A 21956-nucleotide genomic window follows, 5' to 3' on the forward strand; every position below is an offset into this window, starting at 1 on the left:
AATATTTCTCTTCCCAGATAAAGAATCCCCCTAAAACGATTAGAGGGTTGTAATTATTTAGGAACGAATCGTAGGAGTTGACTTTACTGCCGTTATCTCTTGATCTTTTATTTGCTTTAAACGATGTTTCATTGCCCGAAAGCTGATAAATGTTTTCTGTTCTTCATCATAGAGACGAAACTTGATTGATTCCAAGCTCGTTTTTAACGTAATAGTGGTTGCTTTGTGTAATGGCGGAGTTTCACGGTGTGCCTGTTCCAAATTGTAATTAGGAACTTTTGGTGCTAAGTGATGCACATGATGATAACCAATACTTCCTGTCATCCACTCTAACCATTTTGGCAGCTTATAATAAGAGCTTCCATCTACCGCTGCCTTCACATAATCCCATTCCGACTCATTCTCAAAATAAGAATCCTCGAACTGGTGCTGGACATAAAATAACCAAATTCCCAATACTCCAGCGATATAAGCAATCGGCAGTTGAACGAATACAAGCGCTTGCCAGCCAAGCAGGAAGCCGATAAGACAATAGATTGCAATCAATACGATATTAATAATATAGGTATTCCTACGTTCTTTTTTTCTCGCATCTTTACGATTGATGCGATTGCTATAGAGAAACAAAGAAAATGGTCCTAAACCAAACAGGATGATTGGATTACGATATAAGCGATATTGCAGTCTTTCCCATTTTGTTGCCTGCTCATATTCCTCAACGGTCATTATCCAGATATCACCAGTACCTCGCTGATCTAAATTTCCACTTGTCGCATGATGAATCGCATGTTCTCTTTTCCATTTTTCAAAAGGAAAATGGGTAATCACACCTGTAATGGTTCCTAGCAGTCTATTATATTTCGGATTTTTGAAAAAAGATTGATGCGCGCAGTCATGAAAGATAATAAACGTCCGGACCATAAAGCCTGCAGCGGCAATGCTGCATACTAAACTCAACCAAATGGAAACAGCTAAACTCTGATAAGCTAAGAACCATAAGATAAAAAATGGAGGAATCGTATTTAAAAGTTGAACAATACTTGTCTTCATTTTAGATTTTGCAAATGGCATAACGTCTTTTCTAAGTTGTACTTGCTTTTTTTTGCTCATTTATATCCCCGCCCTTTAAAACATACTGTGGCTTTAAGTATAAAGAATAACGCAATGAAATATTAGACACAGTTGTCAGTAATTCAATATGACACATGTCATGTTATCAGGGGGATTTTTCCTATTATGGAATCAATATATATATATATTGAAACTTCATTCAATGGAGATTTTTTTGATGCACAAATGGTTTCGATAGAACAACTGATTACACCGCAATAAAATTATTTCAACAGCTAGAATCACACTTATTTATCCATTCCCTTTCCTGAATTTCTCAACCAATACCCTGCGGCATTTTGACCTTCCTTATGCAATTTTTCATCAAAAAAACAATTGGTCACTTCAAATCGTAAATGACCAATTGTTTTTTCGTTCAGTATTTTCTTTAACCTTTGATCAACCCGTATTCACCAACCCTGCTGCTACACCATTAATCGTCAGTAACACCTCAGTCACTAAATCTTCAGGAGGATTGTCTGTTTCTCTTAATTTATGAATTAAATCCACCTGCAGGAAATTGAGCGGGTCAACGTACGGGTTTCGAAGGTGAACAGACCCTTGTATATTCGGCGTATGGCTGAGCAGCTCTTCATTCCCGGAAATTTGTAGAAGTGCCCTTTTTGTCCGATCGTATTCATCAGCGATGTCTTCATATATCCGTTTCGCTGTATCCTGGTCCTCAACTAAAGCCAGATATTCCTTAGCTGTTTTCATATCAGCTTTCATCAATGCCATTTGTAAGTTGTTAATGGTCACTTTGAAGAAAGGCCATTCCTTATACATCATTTGCAATATTTTCAAATGACTACTGTCTTCTTCGATGAAAGTTTGCAGTCCTGTTCCTGCAGCATACCAGGCAGGCAGCATATATCTGGATTGCGTCCACGCAAACACCCATGGAATAGCCCTTAAGTCTTCAAAACGCTGACTGTTCTTTCTGCTCATCGGCCGTGAACCAATATTTAAAGCACCTAATTCTGTCAAAGGGGTTGCCTGATTAAAAAATGTCAGAAAATCCGGGTCACCAAACACTAGTGATTGATATTTTTTCAATGATTTTTTTGAAATGGATTCCATTATAGTTTCCCATTCTTTTTGGCGCAACTCTTCTTGAGCAGGTGTATTGGAAACTTTGGCAGACCTTGTAAATAAAGCAGAGGCTGCCTGCTCTAAATTACGGTAAGCAATATCTTCAAGCAGATATCTGGAAGAAAGTACTTCTCCCTGCTCTGTGATTTTCACACCATCCTCCAGCGTCTCTGCCGGCTGAGAGAGAATACTGGTACTCAACGAACCGCCACCACGACCAAGAGAACCTCCGCGGCCATGGAAGAATTTCAAACGGATATGGTATTGTCTTGCTATATTATGGATTTCCTCCTGAGCTTTAAACAGATTCCAGTTTGCACTTAATGTACCACCGTCTTTACTTCCATCCGAATAGCCCAGCATGATTTCCTGATGTTCACCGCGTGCTTCTAATTGTTTACGGTATACTTCTGTTTCAAATAATGTCTTCATAATATCCGGACCTGCAATTAAATCATCAATTGTTTCCAGCAATGGAGCGACATCAAGATCACTTTCCACTGTCCCATCTGGATAAAGACGATAAATACCTGTTTCTTTAGCAAGTAATAAGACTTCTAAGAGATCACTCGGTGATTCAGACATACTGATTAAATAAACTTCAACAGCTCGTTTTCCAAATTCCTCATGCGCTTTTTTAATTGTTCTGAAGACTTTCAAAATATCCTGCGTTTCTTTAGAATAACCCCCATCGAAAAGCAACAACGGTCTCGGTTCATTCAAAACCTCACATAATACTTTTTGTTTATCCTCTTCTGTAAGCGCAGCGTAATCATCTGTAACGTGGACGGCTGTTAGAATCTCATGCACAGCTGTTTCATGCTCTCCACTATGATTTCGTACATCCAATGTCGCTAAATGAAAGCCAAACAGCTCTACTTGTCGGATGACCTTTCGAATTGCTTTCAGTTTTTTCGTCTTCGGTAAATGTGCTTCGGCACTTTCCTTAATTTCTTTGAGGTCACGAACCAGCTCTTCTGGATAAAGATAACCTTGTGACGTTTTCCCTGTTTCACGCAATCTCTTTAGAATAATGGCAAATTTACGGCGATATACTTCCGACTCGATTGGCCATCTATCCCTCTCAGTTAAATAGCTATTCTCTTCTTTTTCCATTCTGTCAATAAACTGCTGGTTGATAGATATACGCTCACTGGATTGACTGAACCGTCTCATCAGCTCAACGATGGAAGCTTCATATTTCTTCAATATCAATTTCCGCTGCATTTTCAATGTCTCCCAAGTAATTTCAGGTGTGACATTTGGGTTCCCATCCCGGTCTCCCCCAATCCAGGAACCAAAATGAATAAAATTTGGTACTTCCCAGTTTCCTTCTGGAATTTGCTTCTGCAGCTGTATTTCCATTTCTTGAAAGACATCAGGTAATGTTTCGAATAATGTTTGATCAAAATAATAAAGACCATTTTTCACTTCATCCAGTACTCCCGGCTTCTTTTGCCGCAGTTCATTTGTATGCCATAAAGCAGTAATTTCATTAAACAAACTTTCTTCCACGTCTGCCTTCTCTCTTTGTGAGGTCTGTGGATTATCCAATGTCCGCAGATGTGCCGATATACGTTTTTGTATTTCCAACACAGTTCGTTTTGTGGCCTCTGTCGGATGGGCTGTCATAATCAATTCAATGGATAAGTCATTCAGCACTTCTTGAATTCCGTCATTTGTAAGGCTGCTTTCTTTTACTTTCGAGACCGCTTTTTCAATAGAAAAAGATTGACTGGTCTCCTCATCCAGCAGATACTGGCGTTTGCGCCTGATTCTATGATTCTGCTCCGCAATATTAATCAAATGAAAATAGATAGAAAAAGCACGGATTACTTGCTGACGCAGCGGCGGTTTTAGATTGCTGATTTCTCTTTTTAAGGTATGATATGTATCTTCGTCGAATTCATTTCGGATACTTTTCGTCATTTCACGAATCGATTCAACCTTATCAAATAGCTCTGTACCTCCATGCAGCTTCAGTACTTCCCCTAATATATTCCCAAGCATATTGACATCATTTCGCAATGATGCATTTTTATCGATTGTTTCTGTCATGCTTTTTCCTCCTACTATTCAATTAGCGTAAAAATATCATAACATCTTTTGAAAAAAATAATAAATTCTAAATACATAAGGGATTATTTTCCATCCCGAAATCACTACCTGTTAAATAACTCTCCAATCTTTCCATTTATATAATTGGTGATACAGATATTTTGAATTTCAGCTAATAAATATTTTCCCTGTTTTAAGAATCTGAAACTTAATCAAAATAAACCTTAAAGATTTAAATCAATATATAATAGCTTTCTTCAGCTGTCCAGCTTTCTCTATAAAGTATAAAATCTGCCTCAAATATTATCTTATAAAACCGGATGAACGCTTCATTTCTCTTGTTAAAAATAAGCTCTGTGAACTAAACTTAGATTATGGTTTATCTTAGTTACTATATTGATAGAAAACTTTCAATTCATCTATATATGCTGTGAAATGGCTGAGAAAGGAATCGGGAGATATCACTTTCAAAAATTTTCCATAGCCAAGAAGTTTATTGTATCCAAATACATTATCCTTTAACGGATAAATGACAGAATACCACGTATCATCTACTTTTTTCACGTTTTCTCTTCCTAACAGCTCCAGAAATTTATCAATAACCACTTTATTGACAAGTAATGTAACGGGAACATTATCTTTTTCCATCCACTCCCCGCCATTATAAGAGATTGGTTGATAATCCCTCTTGGAAAATGTCCCTCTTGTATTTAGATTGGATATTCTTGCAAGCTTATAAACATTGAATCGTTCTCTGGAATAACAATAAGCGTCCATATACCAGCTTCTGTCCTTAAAGACGACACGATAGGGCTCTGCTATTTTATTTGATTCTTCTCCCTGTGAGTTAATATAGTCAAAATAAATAAGTCTGCTGTTCCGAATCGCAAAAAGTATTTCCAAAACAATTTTTCTTAATTCAATATTACCTGTGGAAAGAGACAAATCTATTTCAAAATCAGCGATTCCTTCCATTTTATTTAATTTTAAGATGGCATTAAAGGCGGCGTCATCATGGAGTACCTGCATCCTGCTCTTTAAGCTGGTTTCAATGGTCATTAGTTCTGTCTTTGACAAAGGAGGTTTATTCATTTCAACCGAGTCCATTAAATAGATCCCTCCGTTTCTCCCTTTCTTGCAGTATAAAGGGATTCCAGCTAGTGACAGATCATCAATATCGCGCATAATTGTTCTTCTGTCTACATGAAACTTTTCCGATAGTTCTTTTGCTGTTGTTTGTTGATGGTCGATTAAATAAGAGACGATCCCCATATGTCTATCTATTTTAATGATAAACACGTCCTTTTTATTTTTAATATGACATACAGTTGCCATATTATCTTTGGTAGCATTATAGCATAAAAAATAAGGAGGTAGTAAACATGCAGATTAAACAGAAGGATGCAGGTCAGTTTATTGGCAGAAGTATTGAAATAGCAGGAAAAGGAATACATGATGAAAAATACTCGCAGGAAAAAACAGCATTTTATCAAGAATTATTTAAGCTAGGTATGATGAAAGAATTAATGCCGGTATCAAAGGATAAAAAAGGCTATGCCGTTATTATTCCAATTGAAAATGGAATCAGATATTTTGCCGGGATTCTATCAGATGATTATATCGAGGGGTATGAAATGCTGGAGATTTCCTCACAGAGTTATGTAGTACTTGCTGCACAAGATGGGATATCCAGAAACTTATTCGATCAATTGGAGGATACATTTTTTATAGACAAGGAGAAAAGTGTGCAATATAACGGTAAAGAAGTTTTGGAGGTTCTTTTGAATAGGAATCCTGCGAATGCAGAGGTGGAATTGTGGGTTCCCGTGACAAATGAATAGGAGAACAGACTGCTGTAAAGCATAAATTGTTCCCTAAAAGGAGCTATAAAATCCTTTTGGGGAACAATTTATCCTGCAATGTTTATTAGCTTATCTTTCTCAGCTTTCATTTGACCTTCTTCGCAAACGATATACATAATAACATGGAATGAATCCACATATAAAAATTATTCCACCTACTAAAACACCATTCATTGCTGGAAATTCTTCACCTAATTATGCCAGAATTCCAATAACAACGGATATAAACACTGTTACAGCTAGAGAGATAAGCTAATCCTTTTTCAGGAGATTTATCACTGGGCTTCATGATCTACGCTAATACCAATGGATAAATATGCGGAAACAATAGCTGTAATCATAAAAACATACCACAATGGATTATCCGTCATTCCGTCTATTCCTTTTGTAACAAAATCATACCCTAATATCCCCACAACAATACCAATGGTTTGAATCAAAAACAGTACTCTAATATCTTTTAAGTTTTTTAATTTTAACCGTTCATCTTTAATTTTCTTCATCTGGCATTACTCCTTTTCCCTCCAAATGACTTCATCTAAAGTTTTATTCACTGCATAACAAATTTCAAGACAGAGGTTTAAGGTTGGATTATAATTTCCCTTTTCAATTAAGCTGATGGTTTGCCGGGTAACTCCTGTTTTTTCAGCCAGCTGCTATTGTGTTAAATCTACTTGGATGCGGGCTACTTTGAGATTGTTTTCCACAATTTTCATCACTCCTTTCCACTTTAACATTCAATATATATTACATAATATTTCTTCATTTCACAGGCTATGGGGTATATGCCGCCTAAAAAATAACATGATCACTCTGCAAGAGAATTGACCATGTTATTTTTTGTTTTATTTACATCATTATCATTTACTATTTTTCTGAGATTGCTGATTCTGCGCACTCACATCTTCAAAATCGGTATCACTGTATATTTCAGTTCCATGTCCTCCTGTTGTTCTAGCTATGAATTCCTTGGCCTCATTATAAGACATCCCTGAGTTTTTATTTGCTTTTTTCACAGCCTCTATGTCTGTCCCTGCAGCAGTAAATTTATTATCCTTATTTTCCTGCATCTCTATACCTCCTGCTTTGTTTCTTTTTATGTTGTCCATTAGAGAAGGTTTTAACCAAAATGAATTCATTTAACACTTATTTATTCCTAGAAAAATAAGAAAATCTAGGATATTTCACAACAGCCCATTTTTTCTTACGCAGCGAATCAATGAATTCGGAACCCTCGTTCAAATTACTTGGGACCAGTTCTTCAGGTGTTAATGCCAGCCATTGATTCAGCGACACATCAGCAAATCGACTGCTTTTGAACATTTCTAAAAACCATAATGTTTCATTACCTGTGTTCTGGATATAATGTCCATTAGCAAGAGGAACATAGCCGACACCACCGGCTGTTAAACTCATATTTCCCCCTGCAAGTGTAGTAGCAGCTGGAAGCTTCCTCGCAGTAACCTCTCGGGACAATCCTCTTTTTTTAATTTCATCGAGGTATCAGAGAATGAGAATTTTAAGTTAGGAAGCAATCCTGTGTCCGTAGATGGCGGAATAAGCATATCCGGATTTTGTATATCTCGCATAATGTTACGTGGTCCTGCATCAATTGCACCGGCTCCGTCACTCCGAATAGGCTGTGGCACATTTCCATTCCACGGGTTAATAGTTCGATCTTCCATCAAAAAGCATCTCTTTTATTGGTTTATACACAAATCATTCTTTTAGTATAGGCATATGCCCGATTCTTTTTATTTGTTCCTGATGATTAAAAACGTGGCTTTCCGTTGTATAAAAATTTCTATTTTTTCTGTTCTTTTGCCATTTTCCAAAGCAGAATCGCTGAAACCAGTGAAGCAATCAGATTGTAAAACATCGAGCTGACAAACGCAGAAGCATAAAGTCCGCTCTGAGCATCCCCTCCAGCACCATTAGCAATAACACCGCCAAAAAGGATACTTACTGCTGCCAGTCCGATAGCTGCACCAACCTGTTGCAAAGTAGAAATAACCCCTGATGCCATTCCAGCCTTGTTTTCTTCTACGAATCCTAATACAAGATTTAACAGCGGTGTCATGACTAATCCTTGACCGATTCCTACAAAAATCAGCCCCGTGATTAAGTGAGATGCAATCAATTCACCTCCTGCAATCCATACCTGCCCAATTAATACAGCAAAGGAGAATGTATAAAAAACAGCTCCCCAAAAGATTGTCTTTGTACCGAAGCGTTCTACCAGACGTGGCGCTGCTATCGATGCTGCTGTAAACCCGATACTGCAGGGTACAAAAAGAAGTCCTGAAGAAAGCGGGCTCAATCCCAGACCTGTTTGTACCAGGAGTGCATAGGATAAGAAAAATACAGAAGAAGTAGAATAGATGAGCAATACAAGACTTCCCCCCAGCGCGAACCGGGATTGGCGTAAAAGCTGCGTATCTATCAATGGCTGTCTTTTAGCAATACGTCGCCTTTCCTGGTGAAGCCAAAATCCATATAATAGCAGCGCAGAAGATGCCAATGATAAGAAACTCCAAATTGTCCACCCATGATTTTGGGACTCAATCAGCGGCACCAGGAATAAAATCAGTCCAAGGCTGACAATGACTACGCCGGACCAATCAAGTAAAGGACGCTCTGGAGCACGGGATTCTGGAATAAACCTTGCCATAATAATCGAAAAGATCCCGGTTGGAACATTAATTAAGAAAACCATACGCCAGCCAAGTCCTCCAAAATCAGCTTCTACGATAAAACCGCCAAGTACTTGACCTGCAATCGCAGCGAGACCTAACACCATGCCAAGCAGACTGAAAGCAATTCCTCTTTCACGGCCTGAGAAATTCACTCGAATAGAAGAATAAATTTGCGGCTGCATCATTGCTGCGGTCAAGCCTTGAAGTACTCTGGCAATAATAAGCATGTCCGGGTTAACTGCCAGACCGCAAAATGCAGATGTAATAGTAAAACCGAGCATACCTGCGATGAATAGACGTCTGCGGCCAAAACGGTCACCCAGTCTTCCACCTGTAATCAAAAGTACGCCAAACCCAAGCTCATAGCCTGCCACAATAAATGCAACCTGTGAAAAGTTTGCGCCTAAATCTCCTTGTATACTAGGAATTGCCACATTCACGATAAAAAGATCAAGGATAGTCATAAAACCGGCTAATAAAAGAATAAGTAAGCCTAATAATGTAGCCGGTTGAGATAATGTCGGGTATCTTTCTTTCATTTTAAAAATTCCTCCTTTTTATTTCTATTTCTTTTTACTCTCCCCCTTTTCAACGAAACTTGATTTGATTATACTAATACATAACAGTTTAATAAAACGAATCTTTTTAGATTTATAGTTTAATAAAATTAAACTATAAATTAAGGAGGAAATGCATTTGGAATTACGTCATTTAATTACCTTTAAGACAATCGTCGAAAAGGGAGGATTTAAACGGGCAGCAGAATCTCTTGATTACTCACAATCATCGGTTACAGTACATGTAAAGGAGCTGGAAGAAGAACTTGGAAAACCTTTATTTGACCGTATTGGCAGAAAAGTCTTTTTGACAAACTACGGCAGACAATTTCATCCTTATGCAGTTAAAATCGCGGATTTATATAAAGAGGCAACGGAAATTATGCAGATAGACGATAAACCAAAAGGGAATCTTGTTCTCGGTGTTACAGAGATTTTCTCTCAATACCGAATCCCCTCCCTGCTATTGGAGTACAAAAAAAGATATCCCGATGTAAATTTATCTTTACGGTCACTGGAAAATAAAGAAATTTCTGCTGCACTCAAAAACGGGCAAATTGATCTGGCTTTTGTGTTAGAAAGAAATGATTGGTTTGACAAGGAGCTGACTATTGAAAAATTAAAGGAAGAATCCGTTGTTCTCACATACCCTGTCAATCAGGAAAATGTCGAAAACACCATTCTTGTTACGGAAGAGACTTGCAGTTATAAAAGTATGATGGAAACCTATGTCCAGGAAAACCAAATCGAAGTAAAAAATACGCTAAACTTTTCAAGCCTGGAAGCAATAAAACAGTGTGTGATTTCAGGTCTTGGATTTTCTATTCTGCCATATTTTTCAGTGGAAAAGGAGCTTGCAACAAAGCAGATACAAGGGGAAAATATTCAGTTAAATCATACAGGAAACACTACTTTTATTGCTTATCATAAAAACAAACAACTCTCTCCTGCCATCAAATCTATGATTTCATTGATGAAAGAACATCGTCTGCATTGGGATGAGTGAAAAAATAAAAAGCCCGGCTGAATGAAAAAAGTCGGGCACCATAATTTCTATTATTTACCCTGCGATTTAAATGCTAATAAAGCAAATAGAAGATAAATGAATATATATTTAAAAACATAGTACTGATCATACTTCAAACTATTAACTTAATAATTTTGAAATATGCTCCTCTTTTCTAATACTCTTAACCTCCAGACATCATCATTGCAACTAAAAATTATGAAGGAACTTCCCATACAAATATCGCTTTATTTATTCAGCAACCAATAGCAATTAGAAAATTTAGTTGTTAGCCTTTCAATTGATTCAAATTTGTCACACTTCCTACATATATTGCTCATTATTTCACAAATACTTCACGAAGTCACACAACATTCCATGATATAATTATTGTGAAATAGATCACAATAATATACTAGGAGGTTTTATAATGAGATTCAAGCTGATTTTAATGTCCTTTTTATCCCTGTTACTGGTAGGTTTTTTGGCCGCATGCGGCTCGAATGACGAGGATCAGGCTGATGAAAATACAGCAAACGATACGGAAGAAACAGAAGGTACAGAAGAAACAGAAGAAGATGTCGTAACAACAGCCTCATTGGTTAATGAACCCGACGCCTTTGTCAATGCTGTCAGCGAGAATGGAACATGGATTATTGCTACACTGGATGATATTACAATAGATGAAGATGTAGTGGTCGCAGGTGAATTCTACGATAAGGATGACGAATCCAGTGATATTTATCGTAAAATTGCCCCATATACACAAGATGAAGATCATAACATTACAGATTCATTTACTATCACAGTCCCAAGCCTTACTGTACAGAGTGAAAACTTGAATTTCCAAGGTGGTACATTACAGGGTGATGTGATTGTCGAAGCAAATGGTTTTATGCTTGATGAAACAGCTACCATTGACGGAAATTTAAAATTTGCTAATGAAGAAGCAGAAAGCTCAGCTACTATTGATGGTGAAGTTACAGGCGAAATCGAATAATAACAGAAAGCTTATTATCAATTGAGCCTTGGTTCCCTCCCCGCTTCAAATCGAATTCATTTATACCACGCTATTAAAGCGGGCAGGCCAAAGCTTGTCCGCTTCATTTATGTACTTTCCCATTACATGATGAGGTCTCATCTCCATTCCACAACCAGAGATGAGACCTCATCATGTAATTTTATTTTTCTCTATAATCAATGAAAGTGATGCCCCTCTGTCCGCAGTATAAATAAGATAACTGCCAGCAGCACCATAGCAATAAGGGCTGCTATATCTGTTTTCTGCCAATGCAGACGGCGAAAGGATGACCTTGGATTGTTAGACTGGTAACCTCTTACCTCCATTGCATTAGCCATATCCTCTGCCCTTACTAGGGAACTGACGAATAAAGGAATAAAAATAGGAACAATTTTTTTTATTTGCTGAGGCAGTGATCCTTCTCCGAACACGGTACCTCTTGCACGTTGCGCGTCCATTACTTTCTGTGTTTCATCCAATATAATCGGAATAAAGCGGAGCGCTATTGCCAGCATAAGGGATATTTCATCAACTGGCAGCTTCAGCCTTTTTAATGGCTGAAGCAGATAATTCATTGCGTCCGTTAAATCAATCGGTTTTGTGGTTAAGGTTACCACGGTTGAAACAAAAATAATCATGGTAAATCGGCTAAATGTATACATACCATTTATTAATCCAAATGATGAAATCGTAACCGGTCCCCAATCAATATAAATTTCTCCGCCTGCAGTAAACAGTACCTGCAGTGATACTGTAAACAAGATCAACCATATTAATGGTCTGACTCCCCGGATGTATATACGGATGGATACACCAGATAACTTCATCATCGTAAAGGTGAAAAGCCAAAGTACCAAATATGTTATCCAATTATTAGCGATAAATAAGATAAAAATAAAAGAAATCCCGGCCAGTAATTTAGCTCTCGGATCAATACGATGAAGAAGCGAATTACCCGGAAAATAGCGTCCTAAGATTAATTTGTTCATGCCAATCCCGCCTCTATTAAAGCATCTGCCAGCTGAGCCAGTGTCAGACAGATTTGTGATAAGGTTACATTCGCTTCCTGCTCTATCCTTATTTGCAGCTTTCTGGCCTGCGGCAAATCCAGGCCCCATTGGTGAATCGCAGCCATATCAGCAAATAACCTCTCCGGATTATCCTGAAAAACAATCCTGCCTCCGTCCATTACGATAACTTCATCTGCATACAAAGCAACATCGTCCATATCATGAGTAACCAGCAAGGTTGTCAATCCGCGTTCTTTATGCCAGGCATGAAGAAGATCCATCACTTCTTTTTTCCCTTTTGGATCAAGCCCTGCACCAGGCTCATCTAAAATAAGAATATCCGGGCTCATCGCCAATATCCCGGCCATTGCCACATACCTTTTTTGGCCGCCGGATAGAGAAAATGGTGACTTAGATAATAGAGAGGCATCTAAACCAACACGCTTGATAACCTCCAGAGCAATCTGCTTTGCTTCTGCTTCCGGTACACCAAAATTCATCGGGCCGAACATAATATCCTTTTCAACGGTTTCAGCAAATAATTGCGATTCCGGGAATTGAAAAACCATTCCCACCTTTTGACGTGCTTCCTTCACTGATTGCTTCGCGTTTTCTGATGTAATCATTATTTCCCCGATCGATACTCGCCCTTTTACCGGAACAAGCAATCCATTCATCAGTTTCAGCAAGCTCGATTTTCCGGATCCGGTTTTGCCGGCTACTGCCGTAAAAGATCCTGACTTTACTGTTGTACTGATTGATTTTAATATCTCCGGACTTCTAATCGGTCCCGCCTGATAATCTGCCGTTACTTGATGAAGATTTATCTGCATAGCCACCACACCATTTCATCTTCTGTCATATAGGCATCAGGTATGGTGCTCCCCTGTTCTTTTAACTTTCTTCTTAATGCCTCGGTGAATGGAACATCTAACCGCTCTTCCCTTTGAAAAATCTTGGCAGGCTTGCCTATTTCCATCAATTTTCCTTTTTTTAAAACTAATATTCTATCAGCTGCTGCCGCTTCATTCATATCATGTGTAATCGAAATAATGGTCAGCTGATGCTGCTTCCGTAATTCATCTAAGAGGCTCATGAAATCCTGCCTGCTTTTGGGATCGAGCATAACCATTGCCTCGTCTAATACGATAATTGCTGGATGTAACGCTAAAATCCCGGCAATGGCCACTCGCTGCTTCTGCCCCCCTGATAAGCGGGACGGGTCATAATCAGCATAGCTGGTCATACCAACCATTGCTAACGCTCTATCGACGCGCTGCTTCATTTCGTCATAAGGCATATTCTGATTTTCCAATGCAAATGCCACGTCATCCTTTACAGTAGTTCCAATAAATTGATTTTCCGGATTTTGAAATACCAGTCCTATCTGATTGCGAAGCTCCCATTTCGTTTCCTCCTTCAGCTCCATACCATTAATATAGATTTTTCCAGAGGAGGGCGTATGAAGGCCAACTAGTAAACTGGCTAATGTCGACTTTCCAGAACCATTATGTCCTACAACAGCCAGCCACTCTCCACGCCGGGCCGTAAAGGAAAGGTCTGTAATGGTATGCTCCTGTTTTTGCAAATTATAATGAAAGTTTACATTTTCTACTTTAATACAAGTCATTGACATTTCCTCACCCCTCTTTCCAATATTACAGAATGACGGATATAAGTAAGGTAATAGCCATCGTTCCATTTACAAGCATCATATTTTTCAAAGATAATGGAAAAGTTTCCAGCTTGCTTTGTTTTTGCCGGAATTGTCTGATACTTTTTGTGATTGGAATCAGAACCAGACAGACAAGTAATACATAAACAGGCAGCACCTGAAGCAGCACAGCACTTACAATCGCTGCAAACGAAAGCAAATAGAGCAGATGAAATAACATTAAGGCATTTTTTCTGCCAATATAGTAAGGAAGGGTAAAGCGTTGATTGGCAATATCCTCTTCCAAATCACAGATATTATTGGCCAGCATGATATTTGCAATAGTCAGCATACATGGAAGGGAAACCAGCAAAATCTCCAGCAGTAAAAGAACATTCATTTCAAAAGTAAGCGTGTATCCGCTAAAGCCAAAATGTGCAATCCCTTGATCAGCAGCATTTACATAGATAGCCAGGAAGGTGATACCCAGCCCCATCGTTACACCGGAAAACACTTCACCAAGTGGCATACGGGACAGCGGAATAGGTCCAAATGTATAAAAAATACCGACTGCAAAGCACAGCATACCAATAATCAGCACAAATAAATCAGTACGGAATACGAGCCAAATCCCTAATAAAGAAGCTATCGTCAGCATAGTAATGATCGTTGTCACGACAACTTTTTCAGGAATATTCTTCTGTCCGATAATATTAGATTTCCTGCGATAGTCATCACTCAGTGCCTTCTTATAATCCATGTAGTTATTAATTGCTGTTGTTGTTAAATCAAACAGCAGCATGGCGCTAAAAAAGATAGCCGTATTCAGCGGGTCAAACTCATCATAACGATAGATAACAAATAATATTCCAATTAGAAATGGAAACAAACTTGCCAATTTAGTGCGGATTTCTACCAGCTTCAAAAACGTAGGCAGTGTCATCACAGCCAGCTCCCTCTCATCTATTCTACTAATGTAAAGTCCTCATCTGTCAGTTCAAAGTTATCAACTAAACCATCCGTGATATACACAGTTTTATCCTCCATCACAAAGATAGCTTCTGCACCATCGAAATCCTGAATAAATTCTATGCCCTCTTCCAGGCCCTTTGAAAACAATAAGGTAGAAAGCCCATCTCCATCAACAGAATGTTCACTGACAACAGAAACACTGGCAAGGTCACCCTCAAATGGATATCCAGTCTTTGGATTCAACAAATGATGGTATATTTCACCATCCACTTCTAAATAACGTTCATAAATCCCTGAAGTAACGATGGACTGATCTGTTGCAGTTAATCTGCCAACTGTCTCCCCCTTTCCTGAGAATGGATTTTGGACGCCGACTACCCAGGGATCACCTGATGTTTGATTTCCCATCACATAGATGTTCCCTCCTAAATCAATGACGGCTGTTGTAACACCTTCCTCATCTAACAGCTCCATTACTTCATCAGCGATATATCCTTTAGCAATGGCTCCTAAATCTAATCGCATGCCTGTCTCCTTCAGCATAACTGTTTGCTCGGCTTCATCCAGTTCTATTTTTTCATAATCAATCAGCGGCAGTATATCATCAAGTTCATCCTGTGACGGCTTCATGGCATCCTCCATGCCAATATTCCAAAGGCTGGTTAACGGGCCGACAGCAATATCAAATGAACCCTCAGCCATTTCACTGTAATGCTTACCTTGATCAATAACCTGCCACACATCCTCCGACACATGAACAGGTTCTATTCCTGCCTGTTCATTAATTTCAGCAACCTCTGAACCATTTTCATTAGCTGTCATTTGCTGCTCCAGCTCTTCAATTCGATCAAAGACCTTATTTAATACCGATTCTTTACCCTCGTCATAGATCTTGATCGTTACAACTGTTCCTAATAAGAATTCTGTTTCGCTATATGGATTTTTGATTAATAGTGATTCATCATCTGCTGAATCGGCACTTGTGGAACAGCCTGCGGTGACCAGTATAATCAGCATCATCATAGTACAAATTTGTTTCTTCATTGCCATGCCTCCCTTATTCTTATAAGTTGCCATTAACATAATAAACATTATTATATTTGTGAACTAAATCACATTTATTTACATCAGTTAAAATGTGAAATATTTCACAATATTATATGTCAATTGTATAATTTATATCGTATCATGTCTATAAAAAATACAAATAAATCTCTTTATATCATTGACTTTGTCATTAAAATGACACAGCTTAATATTAAAAAATATATTTTTAATTTGTGAACTATTTATCAAATGTATGGACATTATTTCTTTATATGTTAGAATAAAATTGTTCAACATTTCACAAAGTTAACATTATAGATTACAAAGGAGTGAATACAATGGCGGAGAAGAATATTGTTATCATTGGTGCTGGCTACGCCGGTGTGCATGCAGCTAAAAAGCTTGCAAAGAAATACAAACGTGACGATTCTGTTTCTATTACTCTCATAGATCGGCATTCCTATCATACGATGATGACAGAATTACACGAAGTTGCTGCACACCGTGTAGAGCCTTCTGCTATTCAATTTGATTTACGGAAATTATTCAATCGTACGAAAGTGAAGCTTATCACAGACAATGTCACTAATGTCGACCATGCTGCGCAAACTGTTACAACAGAGCACGGGGAGTTTGCTTACGACTACCTTATTCTGGGGATGGGCGGCGAAGCGAACGACTTTGGCACACCTGGTGTAAAAGAACATGGTTTTACCCTCTGGTCCTGGGAGGATGCTGTCCGAATCCGGCGCCACTTAGAAGATGTCGTCAAACGCGCTTCCTTAGAACGTAATCCTGAAAAACGCCGCGCAATGCTTACCTTTACTGTTTGTGGTTCCGGCTTTACCGGTATTGAAATGATTGGGGAACTCATCGAATGGAAGTATCGTTTAGCAAAGGAAAACAAGCTGGATGAAGAAGAAATCGGGCTGTATGTTGTGGAAGCAGCAGCATCTATTTTAAATATGCTGGACCGGAAAAGTGCGGATAAAGCAGAGAAATATTTAAATAAAAAAGGCGTCAAATTGCTTAAAAATTCGCCGATTGTCGAGGTAAAGGAAGATGGCGTTGTATTAAAATCCGGTGAAACACTCCCTACCCACACTCTGATTTGGACTGCCGGAGTGAAGGCAAATTCTGATACGAAGGATTATGGTGTTCCAGCTGCAAGAGCAGGACGTCTTAAAGTAAATGAATTTATGGAAGCAGAAAATTTAGAGAACGTCTATGTAATTGGTGACCTAGCTTATTTTGAAGAAGAGGAAGGAAAACCGACTCCGCAAATTGTAGAAGCTGCTGAACAAACAGGTGTAACAGCAGCAAAATCCATTATTGCAGAAATAGATAACGGACAAAAAGAAGCATTTGAAGGGAAATACCATGGTACGATGGTTTCTATCGGCGCCAGATATGGTGTTGCTAATTTAATGGGGCTCCGCTTAAGCGGCTGGCTGGCAAATCTGATGAAGCACTTGGTTAATCTGTATTATTTTTTCGGAATAAGAAGCGGCTATTATATGTTTCATTATATTATGCATGAATTTTTCCAGACAAAGGATAAGCGCAATATTTTCAGAGATACGATTACCAGATATGGCAATGTCTTATGGAGCTTACCATTGCGATTGTTTGTCGGCGGTTTTTGGCTTGAGGAGGCAGCCTCTAAAATTTGGGGTGAATCTGTCTGGAGTGAAGTCACCTCAGGATCTGCAGGTATCTCAAGGTTATTCCAAGGAATCGGCGAAGACTCATGGCTGACTGGAAATACTGTGAACATGCCGTTTGAATGGCTGCAAACAACGACCAGCAGTGCCAGTGAAGCGGTTGAAGGCGGCGCTGAATGGGCTACACCACTTTTAAGTAAAATGCCGGGTATTTTTGAATGGTTTATGCAGATTATGCTGCCGACACCAGAAGTGGCTATATTTATGCAAAAGGTTATGACTTTTATTGAATTATTTATCGGTCTCGCTATTGTATTTGGCTTATTTACATGGCTTGCAAGTGCTGCAAGTGCCGGGTTCCTGGTGATGTTTACTTTATCTGCAATGCTCGGCTGGGATCAAATCTGGGCTCTTCCTGCTTCCATCGCCTTAATGAATGGTTCTGGACGTTCGATTGGTTTAGATTACTGGGTCGTTCCATGGCTGCAAAGAAAATCAGGTCTGCTTTGGTACGGAAAAGAACGTGCTATTTATAAAGACCGGGAATAAACTCCCGGAATGCTTGCTTAGAAAACAAGATTATATATTTTATAGATTATTATGAAGGCTTACAGGTGAAGCCGCAAGGGGGTGAATGGGAATGAAGGATATTTATCATATGCTGAAACCATGGGATGTTATCTTGACTGTTCTGTTGGTGCTTCTATCTTTTCTTCCTATTGCCATCTTTGTTTCTCAGCAGTCTCAGTACGCCGAAGAGGATTCAGTAAATGTTGCAGTGATTACAGTAGATAATGAAGTCGTAGAAGAAATCCAACTGACAGATAATATGGAAACAAGAGAAATAGAGATTGCGATATCCGATCATGATAATAATATTATTGAGGTGGACAATGAGCGCATTCATATAAAAAGCGCCACCTGTCCCGATCAGATATGTGTCCGCACAGGGTATATCTCAAGACCGGGCCAGACTATTGTCTGCCTGCCGCATAAGCTCGTAGTAGAAATTCAATCTGACAGGGGCGAGACAGAGGATATTATTATCAGTTCTTAATCCTGTATGTGAAAATGTATCAACGCTCTGAAACAGATAGGAAGGGTCTGCAATGACAAATAATCAGCGTCTAGTATATATCGCATTGTTAGCTGCTCAGGCGGTCATTATCAGTTTAATAGAAAGAGCTATTCCCTCTCCCTTCGCCATCGCTCCAGGCGCAAAGCTTGGTTTAGCAAATATTATTACATGTATGGCATTATATACACTGCCTGTAAAAGACGCATCCAAGGTTGTCATGATACGGATTATCCTTGCTACACTCTTGGGCGGCACAATTTCATCCTTTATGTATAGTGCCGCCGGAGCTGCTTTAAGTTTTATTGGGATGTGCAGCGTAAAAAAGCTCGGTCCGTCCCGCATCAGCTTAATTGGCGTCAGTGTCGCCGGAGCCATCCTGCATAATATCGGACAATTAACGATCGCCAGCTGGGTTGCCCAAACATGGACCGTTCTGCTCTATCTTCCCGTTCTATCTTTTTTCGGTATTCTATCCGGTATTGCTATGGGAATGGTTGCTAATTATTTATTAAATCACGTGGAACAGCTTCACTATTATCGAAGTCTGCAGGAAATGAAATACACACCGCTCAATCAAGTGTCTTAGCGTGAAACAAAATCCCTATGCTCGTTAAATGGAGGTTATAGCCATGGCTATCCCAGTTCACCCGATGTGGGGGCCTTACCCCCGCTTACAATCTGATTTACAATCGGTTTTACAGGTGATTGAATCTCACCTGCAAATCCATGATAAGCGTATTGAAGCTACGATTAAAGAATTAGTCTATTCCGGCGGGAAATTACTGCGTCCGGCCTATACGCTTTTATGTGCTCAGATTGGCGATGCATCAAACCATGATAAAGAAAGGTCCATAGCCGTTGCTGCAGCACTGGAAACATTGCATATGGCAACGCTGATTCATGATGATGTCATTGATGAAGCAGACTTTCGTCATGGAGCCCCCACTGTTCATACACAGCAGGGTAACCAATTTGCCATCTATTCCGGTGATTATTTATTTTGTGTCTGCTTTACCATTTTGTCCAAGTATGCCCGTACATTAGCACATCTTGAATTTAATGCACGCAGTATGGAAAAAATTTTAACAGGTGAACTGGATCAGCTCCATGCACGTTATCAAATAGGTACCAGTATCAAAGACTATTTAGCCCGTATTTCTGGTAAAACCGCACAGCTGTTTGCCGTCAGCTGCTATTCAGGTGCCATTACCAGCCAGGCAACACGAAGACAGACGATGCTTGCCTGGAGTATGGGACACTATATCGGCATGGCATTCCAAATTATTGATGATGTGTTAGATTTTAAAGGGGATTTTAACACTGTGAGAAAACCAACCCTGGCAGATATTCGTCAGGGCATCTACACGCTTCCGCTGATTTATGCCTTACGTGAGCAGCCGGAGAAATTGTCTCCTTATCTAAATAAAAAAGCGGATTTGACTGATGATGAGTTAATGGAGGTACTTGCTATTGTTGAACAGACGAAAGGGATAGAGAAATCAAAGCGGCTTGCCCGAAAGTATATAGACAAAGCATTAAAATCCCTTAGCAAACTGCCGGACGGGGACTATAAGGAGACTTTGTATGAATTGACTACCATGCTGCTGGATCGAAAAATGTAAATATGTCATCTGAAGAATCCATTTGAAATCATCAGTATATCAAATGGATTCTTCTTTTTTTAATACTAATTGCTGCCTTTTATCATTCTAAACACGTATCTTACCTGCGATGTCCCCTTTTATTCAAGGCAAACTAAGCTTGGCCATTCTGCCTCCATCCACTGTATAGACCTGCCCAGTGATAAATGCTGCCTCATCGGCGGCAAGAAAGGCAACAAGTGCTGCTACTTCTTCCGGAGAACCTGTACGGGCAACAGGGTGAATACGTGCGATGTCGTTACGGAATGCCTCTGCATCAGATGTGTTTTCAATAAAGTTAAGGTTAAGCTCCGTATCAATCCATCCCGGGGCCACTGCATTGCAGCGAATTCCTTCATGGCCATGATCTACAGCTACCGCACGCGTCAGCCCATGCAATCCCGCTTTTGAAGCACTATATGCCGCATGCCCAGGATTAGCGGACAAGCCCTCCACTGAACCAGTATTTACGATACTGCCCTGTGTTTTACGCAGGTAGGGAAGCGCTGCCTTGATCAGGAGAAAGGGTGTAGTCAGGTTCACATTAAGGTTACGTTCCCAATCCTCTAGGCTCGTTTCTTCAACTCCAGTCTCTTGCATCATACCTGCATTATTAACCAGCACATCCAGCCTTCCAGCACGGGTAATAACCTCTTCAATAACACGATTCGGTGTTTGTGAATCAGAAAAATCCGCCTCTATCCAGTCAAATTCTTCGTCCTTCCTGCGTTGTGCAGTGATCACAGTCGCTCCTTCATCATGCAGCCTGTGGGCGATGGCATGACCAATCCCTGAGCGCCCTCCTGTCACCAGTGCAACTTTGTTTTCAAAACGCTTCATTTGTTTTGTCATTATCCTATTCCTCCTTATTACGGTATATAGTTGCCGCTCCCTACATCTAATACTGCTTCAAAGGCAAAGTTATTATATACAGATTTATTTTAGTGTAACATGTTCTTTTAGACTGTTTCAGATTATTTCTTTTTTGGATAATTAATTTTCTCTTTTGATTTACGTATTGTTCCCGTGTAAGAAACCCGTATCATTTTTGAAAAAAATATTTCTGTCATATAATATAGAGAAAATAAATGAATTGATGTTTATTTATACGAGGAGGACTATGTGTGAAAAAAGTACATGAACTGACCACCATAAAAATGACTGAAGAATTTTTGCAAAATCATGCGTTAAGCTTCCTTTTCGTATCCAGACCGGATTGCAGTGTATGTCATGCTGTATTACCAAAGTTAAGAGAGCTGCTGGATAAATATCCTCAGATCCATCTTGGACATATTGATGCTTCCAAGGTAGAAGAAGTAGCAGAAAAGTTCCTGATCTTCACTGTTCCCATCATGCTTTTGATGATAGAGGGCAAGGAATATATACGTGAGGACCGCTTCGTCCGTTTTGATCAATTAGAAGAGAAGCTGGATCAGATATATGAAATGTATACAGAGTAAACTATACTTCCAAGCTAGACAGGAAAACC

Annotated in this window: 21 protein-coding genes and 1 pseudogene; 8 read left to right on the top strand and 14 right to left on the bottom strand. The window is 39.2% G+C overall.

The window, feature by feature from the left end; all coding sequences use genetic code 11:
• Nucleotides 1–57 precede the first annotated feature (57 nt).
• From desA to OSO01_RS18565, 3 genes are all read right to left on the bottom strand, one after another.
• On the bottom strand, nucleotides 58–1110 hold the full coding sequence (desA, locus tag OSO01_RS18555) for a Delta(5) desaturase DesA (protein ID WP_147211964.1): 1053 nt from the start codon (nucleotides 1108–1110) through the stop codon (nucleotides 58–60).
• A gap of 399 nt (nucleotides 1111–1509) precedes the next feature.
• A complete protein-coding gene (gene ppc / locus OSO01_RS18560; RefSeq protein ID WP_147211966.1) occupies nucleotides 1510–4260 on the bottom strand; it encodes a phosphoenolpyruvate carboxylase in 2751 nt (916 codons plus the stop codon).
• A gap of 384 nt (nucleotides 4261–4644) precedes the next feature.
• Nucleotides 4645–5532 (bottom strand): helix-turn-helix transcriptional regulator, encoded by an 888-nt coding sequence (locus OSO01_RS18565; RefSeq protein ID WP_222595746.1) that lies wholly within the window; start codon nucleotides 5530–5532, stop codon nucleotides 4645–4647.
• Nucleotides 5533–5642: 110 nt separating this feature from the next.
• On the opposite strand from OSO01_RS18565, the gene OSO01_RS18570 reads away from it, so the two are divergent.
• Nucleotides 5643–6101 carry an effector binding domain-containing protein gene (locus tag OSO01_RS18570; protein WP_147211967.1) on the top strand — a complete coding sequence of 153 codons (459 nt, stop codon included), beginning with the start codon at nucleotides 5643–5645 and terminating at the stop codon, nucleotides 6099–6101.
• A 296-nt stretch (nucleotides 6102–6397) separates the two neighbouring features.
• Here the strand turns inward: OSO01_RS18570 and OSO01_RS24000 are convergent, their stop codons facing one another.
• From OSO01_RS24000 to OSO01_RS18595, 5 genes and pseudogenes are all read right to left on the bottom strand, one after another.
• Complete coding sequence (locus OSO01_RS24000) at nucleotides 6398–6625, bottom strand: hypothetical protein (protein WP_307725857.1); 228 nt, start codon at nucleotides 6623–6625, stop codon at nucleotides 6398–6400.
• 6 nt (nucleotides 6626–6631) lie between these two features.
• Nucleotides 6632–6775, bottom strand: a complete 144-nt coding sequence (locus tag OSO01_RS18580; protein WP_246145231.1) for a helix-turn-helix transcriptional regulator — start codon at nucleotides 6773–6775, stop codon at nucleotides 6632–6634.
• Nucleotides 6776–6982: 207 nt separating this feature from the next.
• Nucleotides 6983–7192, bottom strand: coding sequence for a gamma-type small acid-soluble spore protein (locus tag OSO01_RS18585; protein WP_147211968.1), 210 nt, complete (start codon nucleotides 7190–7192; stop codon nucleotides 6983–6985).
• Nucleotides 7193–7268: 76 nt separating this feature from the next.
• Nucleotides 7269–7807 (bottom strand): annotated as a pseudogene (locus tag OSO01_RS18590) (cupin domain-containing protein).
• Nucleotides 7808–7926: 119 nt separating this feature from the next.
• Complete coding sequence (locus OSO01_RS18595; protein ID WP_147211969.1) at nucleotides 7927–9357, bottom strand: MFS transporter; 1431 nt, start codon at nucleotides 9355–9357, stop codon at nucleotides 7927–7929.
• Nucleotides 9358–9514: 157 nt separating this feature from the next.
• On the opposite strand from OSO01_RS18595, the gene OSO01_RS18600 reads away from it, so the two are divergent.
• On the top strand, nucleotides 9515–10381 hold the full coding sequence (locus tag OSO01_RS18600; protein ID WP_147211971.1) for a LysR family transcriptional regulator: 867 nt from the start codon (nucleotides 9515–9517) through the stop codon (nucleotides 10379–10381).
• A 430-nt stretch (nucleotides 10382–10811) separates the two neighbouring features.
• Nucleotides 10812–11381, top strand: a complete 570-nt coding sequence (locus OSO01_RS18605) for a hypothetical protein (protein WP_147211973.1) — start codon at nucleotides 10812–10814, stop codon at nucleotides 11379–11381.
• A gap of 197 nt (nucleotides 11382–11578) precedes the next feature.
• On the opposite strand, the gene OSO01_RS18610 is transcribed toward OSO01_RS18605, so the two are convergent.
• Genes OSO01_RS18610 through OSO01_RS18630 form a run of 5 tightly spaced genes read right to left on the bottom strand, consistent with a single transcriptional unit; the run spans nucleotide 11579 to nucleotide 16082 of the window.
• Nucleotides 11579–12391 (bottom strand): energy-coupling factor transporter transmembrane component T family protein, encoded by an 813-nt coding sequence (locus OSO01_RS18610; RefSeq protein WP_147211974.1) that lies wholly within the window; start codon nucleotides 12389–12391, stop codon nucleotides 11579–11581.
• Nucleotides 12388–13245 (bottom strand): energy-coupling factor transporter ATPase, encoded by an 858-nt coding sequence (locus OSO01_RS18615; RefSeq protein WP_147211976.1) that lies wholly within the window; start codon nucleotides 13243–13245, stop codon nucleotides 12388–12390. The genes OSO01_RS18610 and OSO01_RS18615 overlap by 4 nt, the downstream gene beginning before the upstream one ends.
• Nucleotides 13236–14042 (bottom strand): energy-coupling factor transporter ATPase, encoded by an 807-nt coding sequence (locus OSO01_RS18620; protein WP_307725858.1) that lies wholly within the window; start codon nucleotides 14040–14042, stop codon nucleotides 13236–13238. Before OSO01_RS18620 ends, OSO01_RS18615 begins: the two co-directional genes overlap by 10 nt.
• A gap of 28 nt (nucleotides 14043–14070) precedes the next feature.
• A complete protein-coding gene (menA, locus tag OSO01_RS18625; RefSeq protein WP_147211978.1) occupies nucleotides 14071–15009 on the bottom strand; it encodes a 1,4-dihydroxy-2-naphthoate polyprenyltransferase in 939 nt (312 codons plus the stop codon).
• Nucleotides 15010–15029: 20 nt separating this feature from the next.
• Entirely contained in the window at nucleotides 15030–16082 is a 1053-nt protein-coding gene (locus tag OSO01_RS18630) for an FAD:protein FMN transferase (protein WP_147211979.1), read from the bottom strand.
• Nucleotides 16083–16423: 341 nt separating this feature from the next.
• Here OSO01_RS18630 and OSO01_RS18635 point away from each other — a divergent pair, with 341 nt between their 5' ends.
• From OSO01_RS18635 to OSO01_RS18650, 4 genes are all read left to right on the top strand, one after another.
• Entirely contained in the window at nucleotides 16424–18298 is a 1875-nt protein-coding gene (locus OSO01_RS18635) for an FAD-dependent oxidoreductase (RefSeq protein ID WP_147211980.1), read from the top strand.
• Between the two features lie 91 nt (nucleotides 18299–18389).
• A complete protein-coding gene (locus OSO01_RS18640; protein ID WP_147211982.1) occupies nucleotides 18390–18806 on the top strand; it encodes a NusG domain II-containing protein in 417 nt (138 codons plus the stop codon).
• Nucleotides 18807–18858: 52 nt separating this feature from the next.
• Nucleotides 18859–19413 (top strand): Gx transporter family protein, encoded by a 555-nt coding sequence (locus tag OSO01_RS18645; RefSeq protein ID WP_147211983.1) that lies wholly within the window; start codon nucleotides 18859–18861, stop codon nucleotides 19411–19413.
• A gap of 49 nt (nucleotides 19414–19462) precedes the next feature.
• Complete coding sequence (locus tag OSO01_RS18650; protein WP_147212046.1) at nucleotides 19463–20449, top strand: polyprenyl synthetase family protein; 987 nt, start codon at nucleotides 19463–19465, stop codon at nucleotides 20447–20449.
• 123 nt (nucleotides 20450–20572) lie between these two features.
• Here OSO01_RS18650 and OSO01_RS18655 read toward each other — a convergent pair whose 3' ends face one another.
• The gene (locus OSO01_RS18655) at nucleotides 20573–21277 is read right to left on the bottom strand and encodes an SDR family NAD(P)-dependent oxidoreductase (RefSeq protein WP_246145224.1); all 705 of its coding nucleotides are present in this window, start codon (nucleotides 21275–21277) and stop codon (nucleotides 20573–20575) included.
• Between the two features lie 314 nt (nucleotides 21278–21591).
• Here OSO01_RS18655 and OSO01_RS18660 point away from each other — a divergent pair, with 314 nt between their 5' ends.
• Nucleotides 21592–21927, top strand: coding sequence for a thioredoxin family protein (locus tag OSO01_RS18660; RefSeq protein WP_147211985.1), 336 nt, complete (start codon nucleotides 21592–21594; stop codon nucleotides 21925–21927).
• The last annotated feature ends 29 nt before the right edge of the window (nucleotides 21928–21956 follow it).

Source organism: Oceanobacillus sojae (assembly GCF_007991515.1).
Lineage (GTDB): Bacteria > Bacillota > Bacilli > Bacillales > Amphibacillaceae > Oceanobacillus > Oceanobacillus sojae.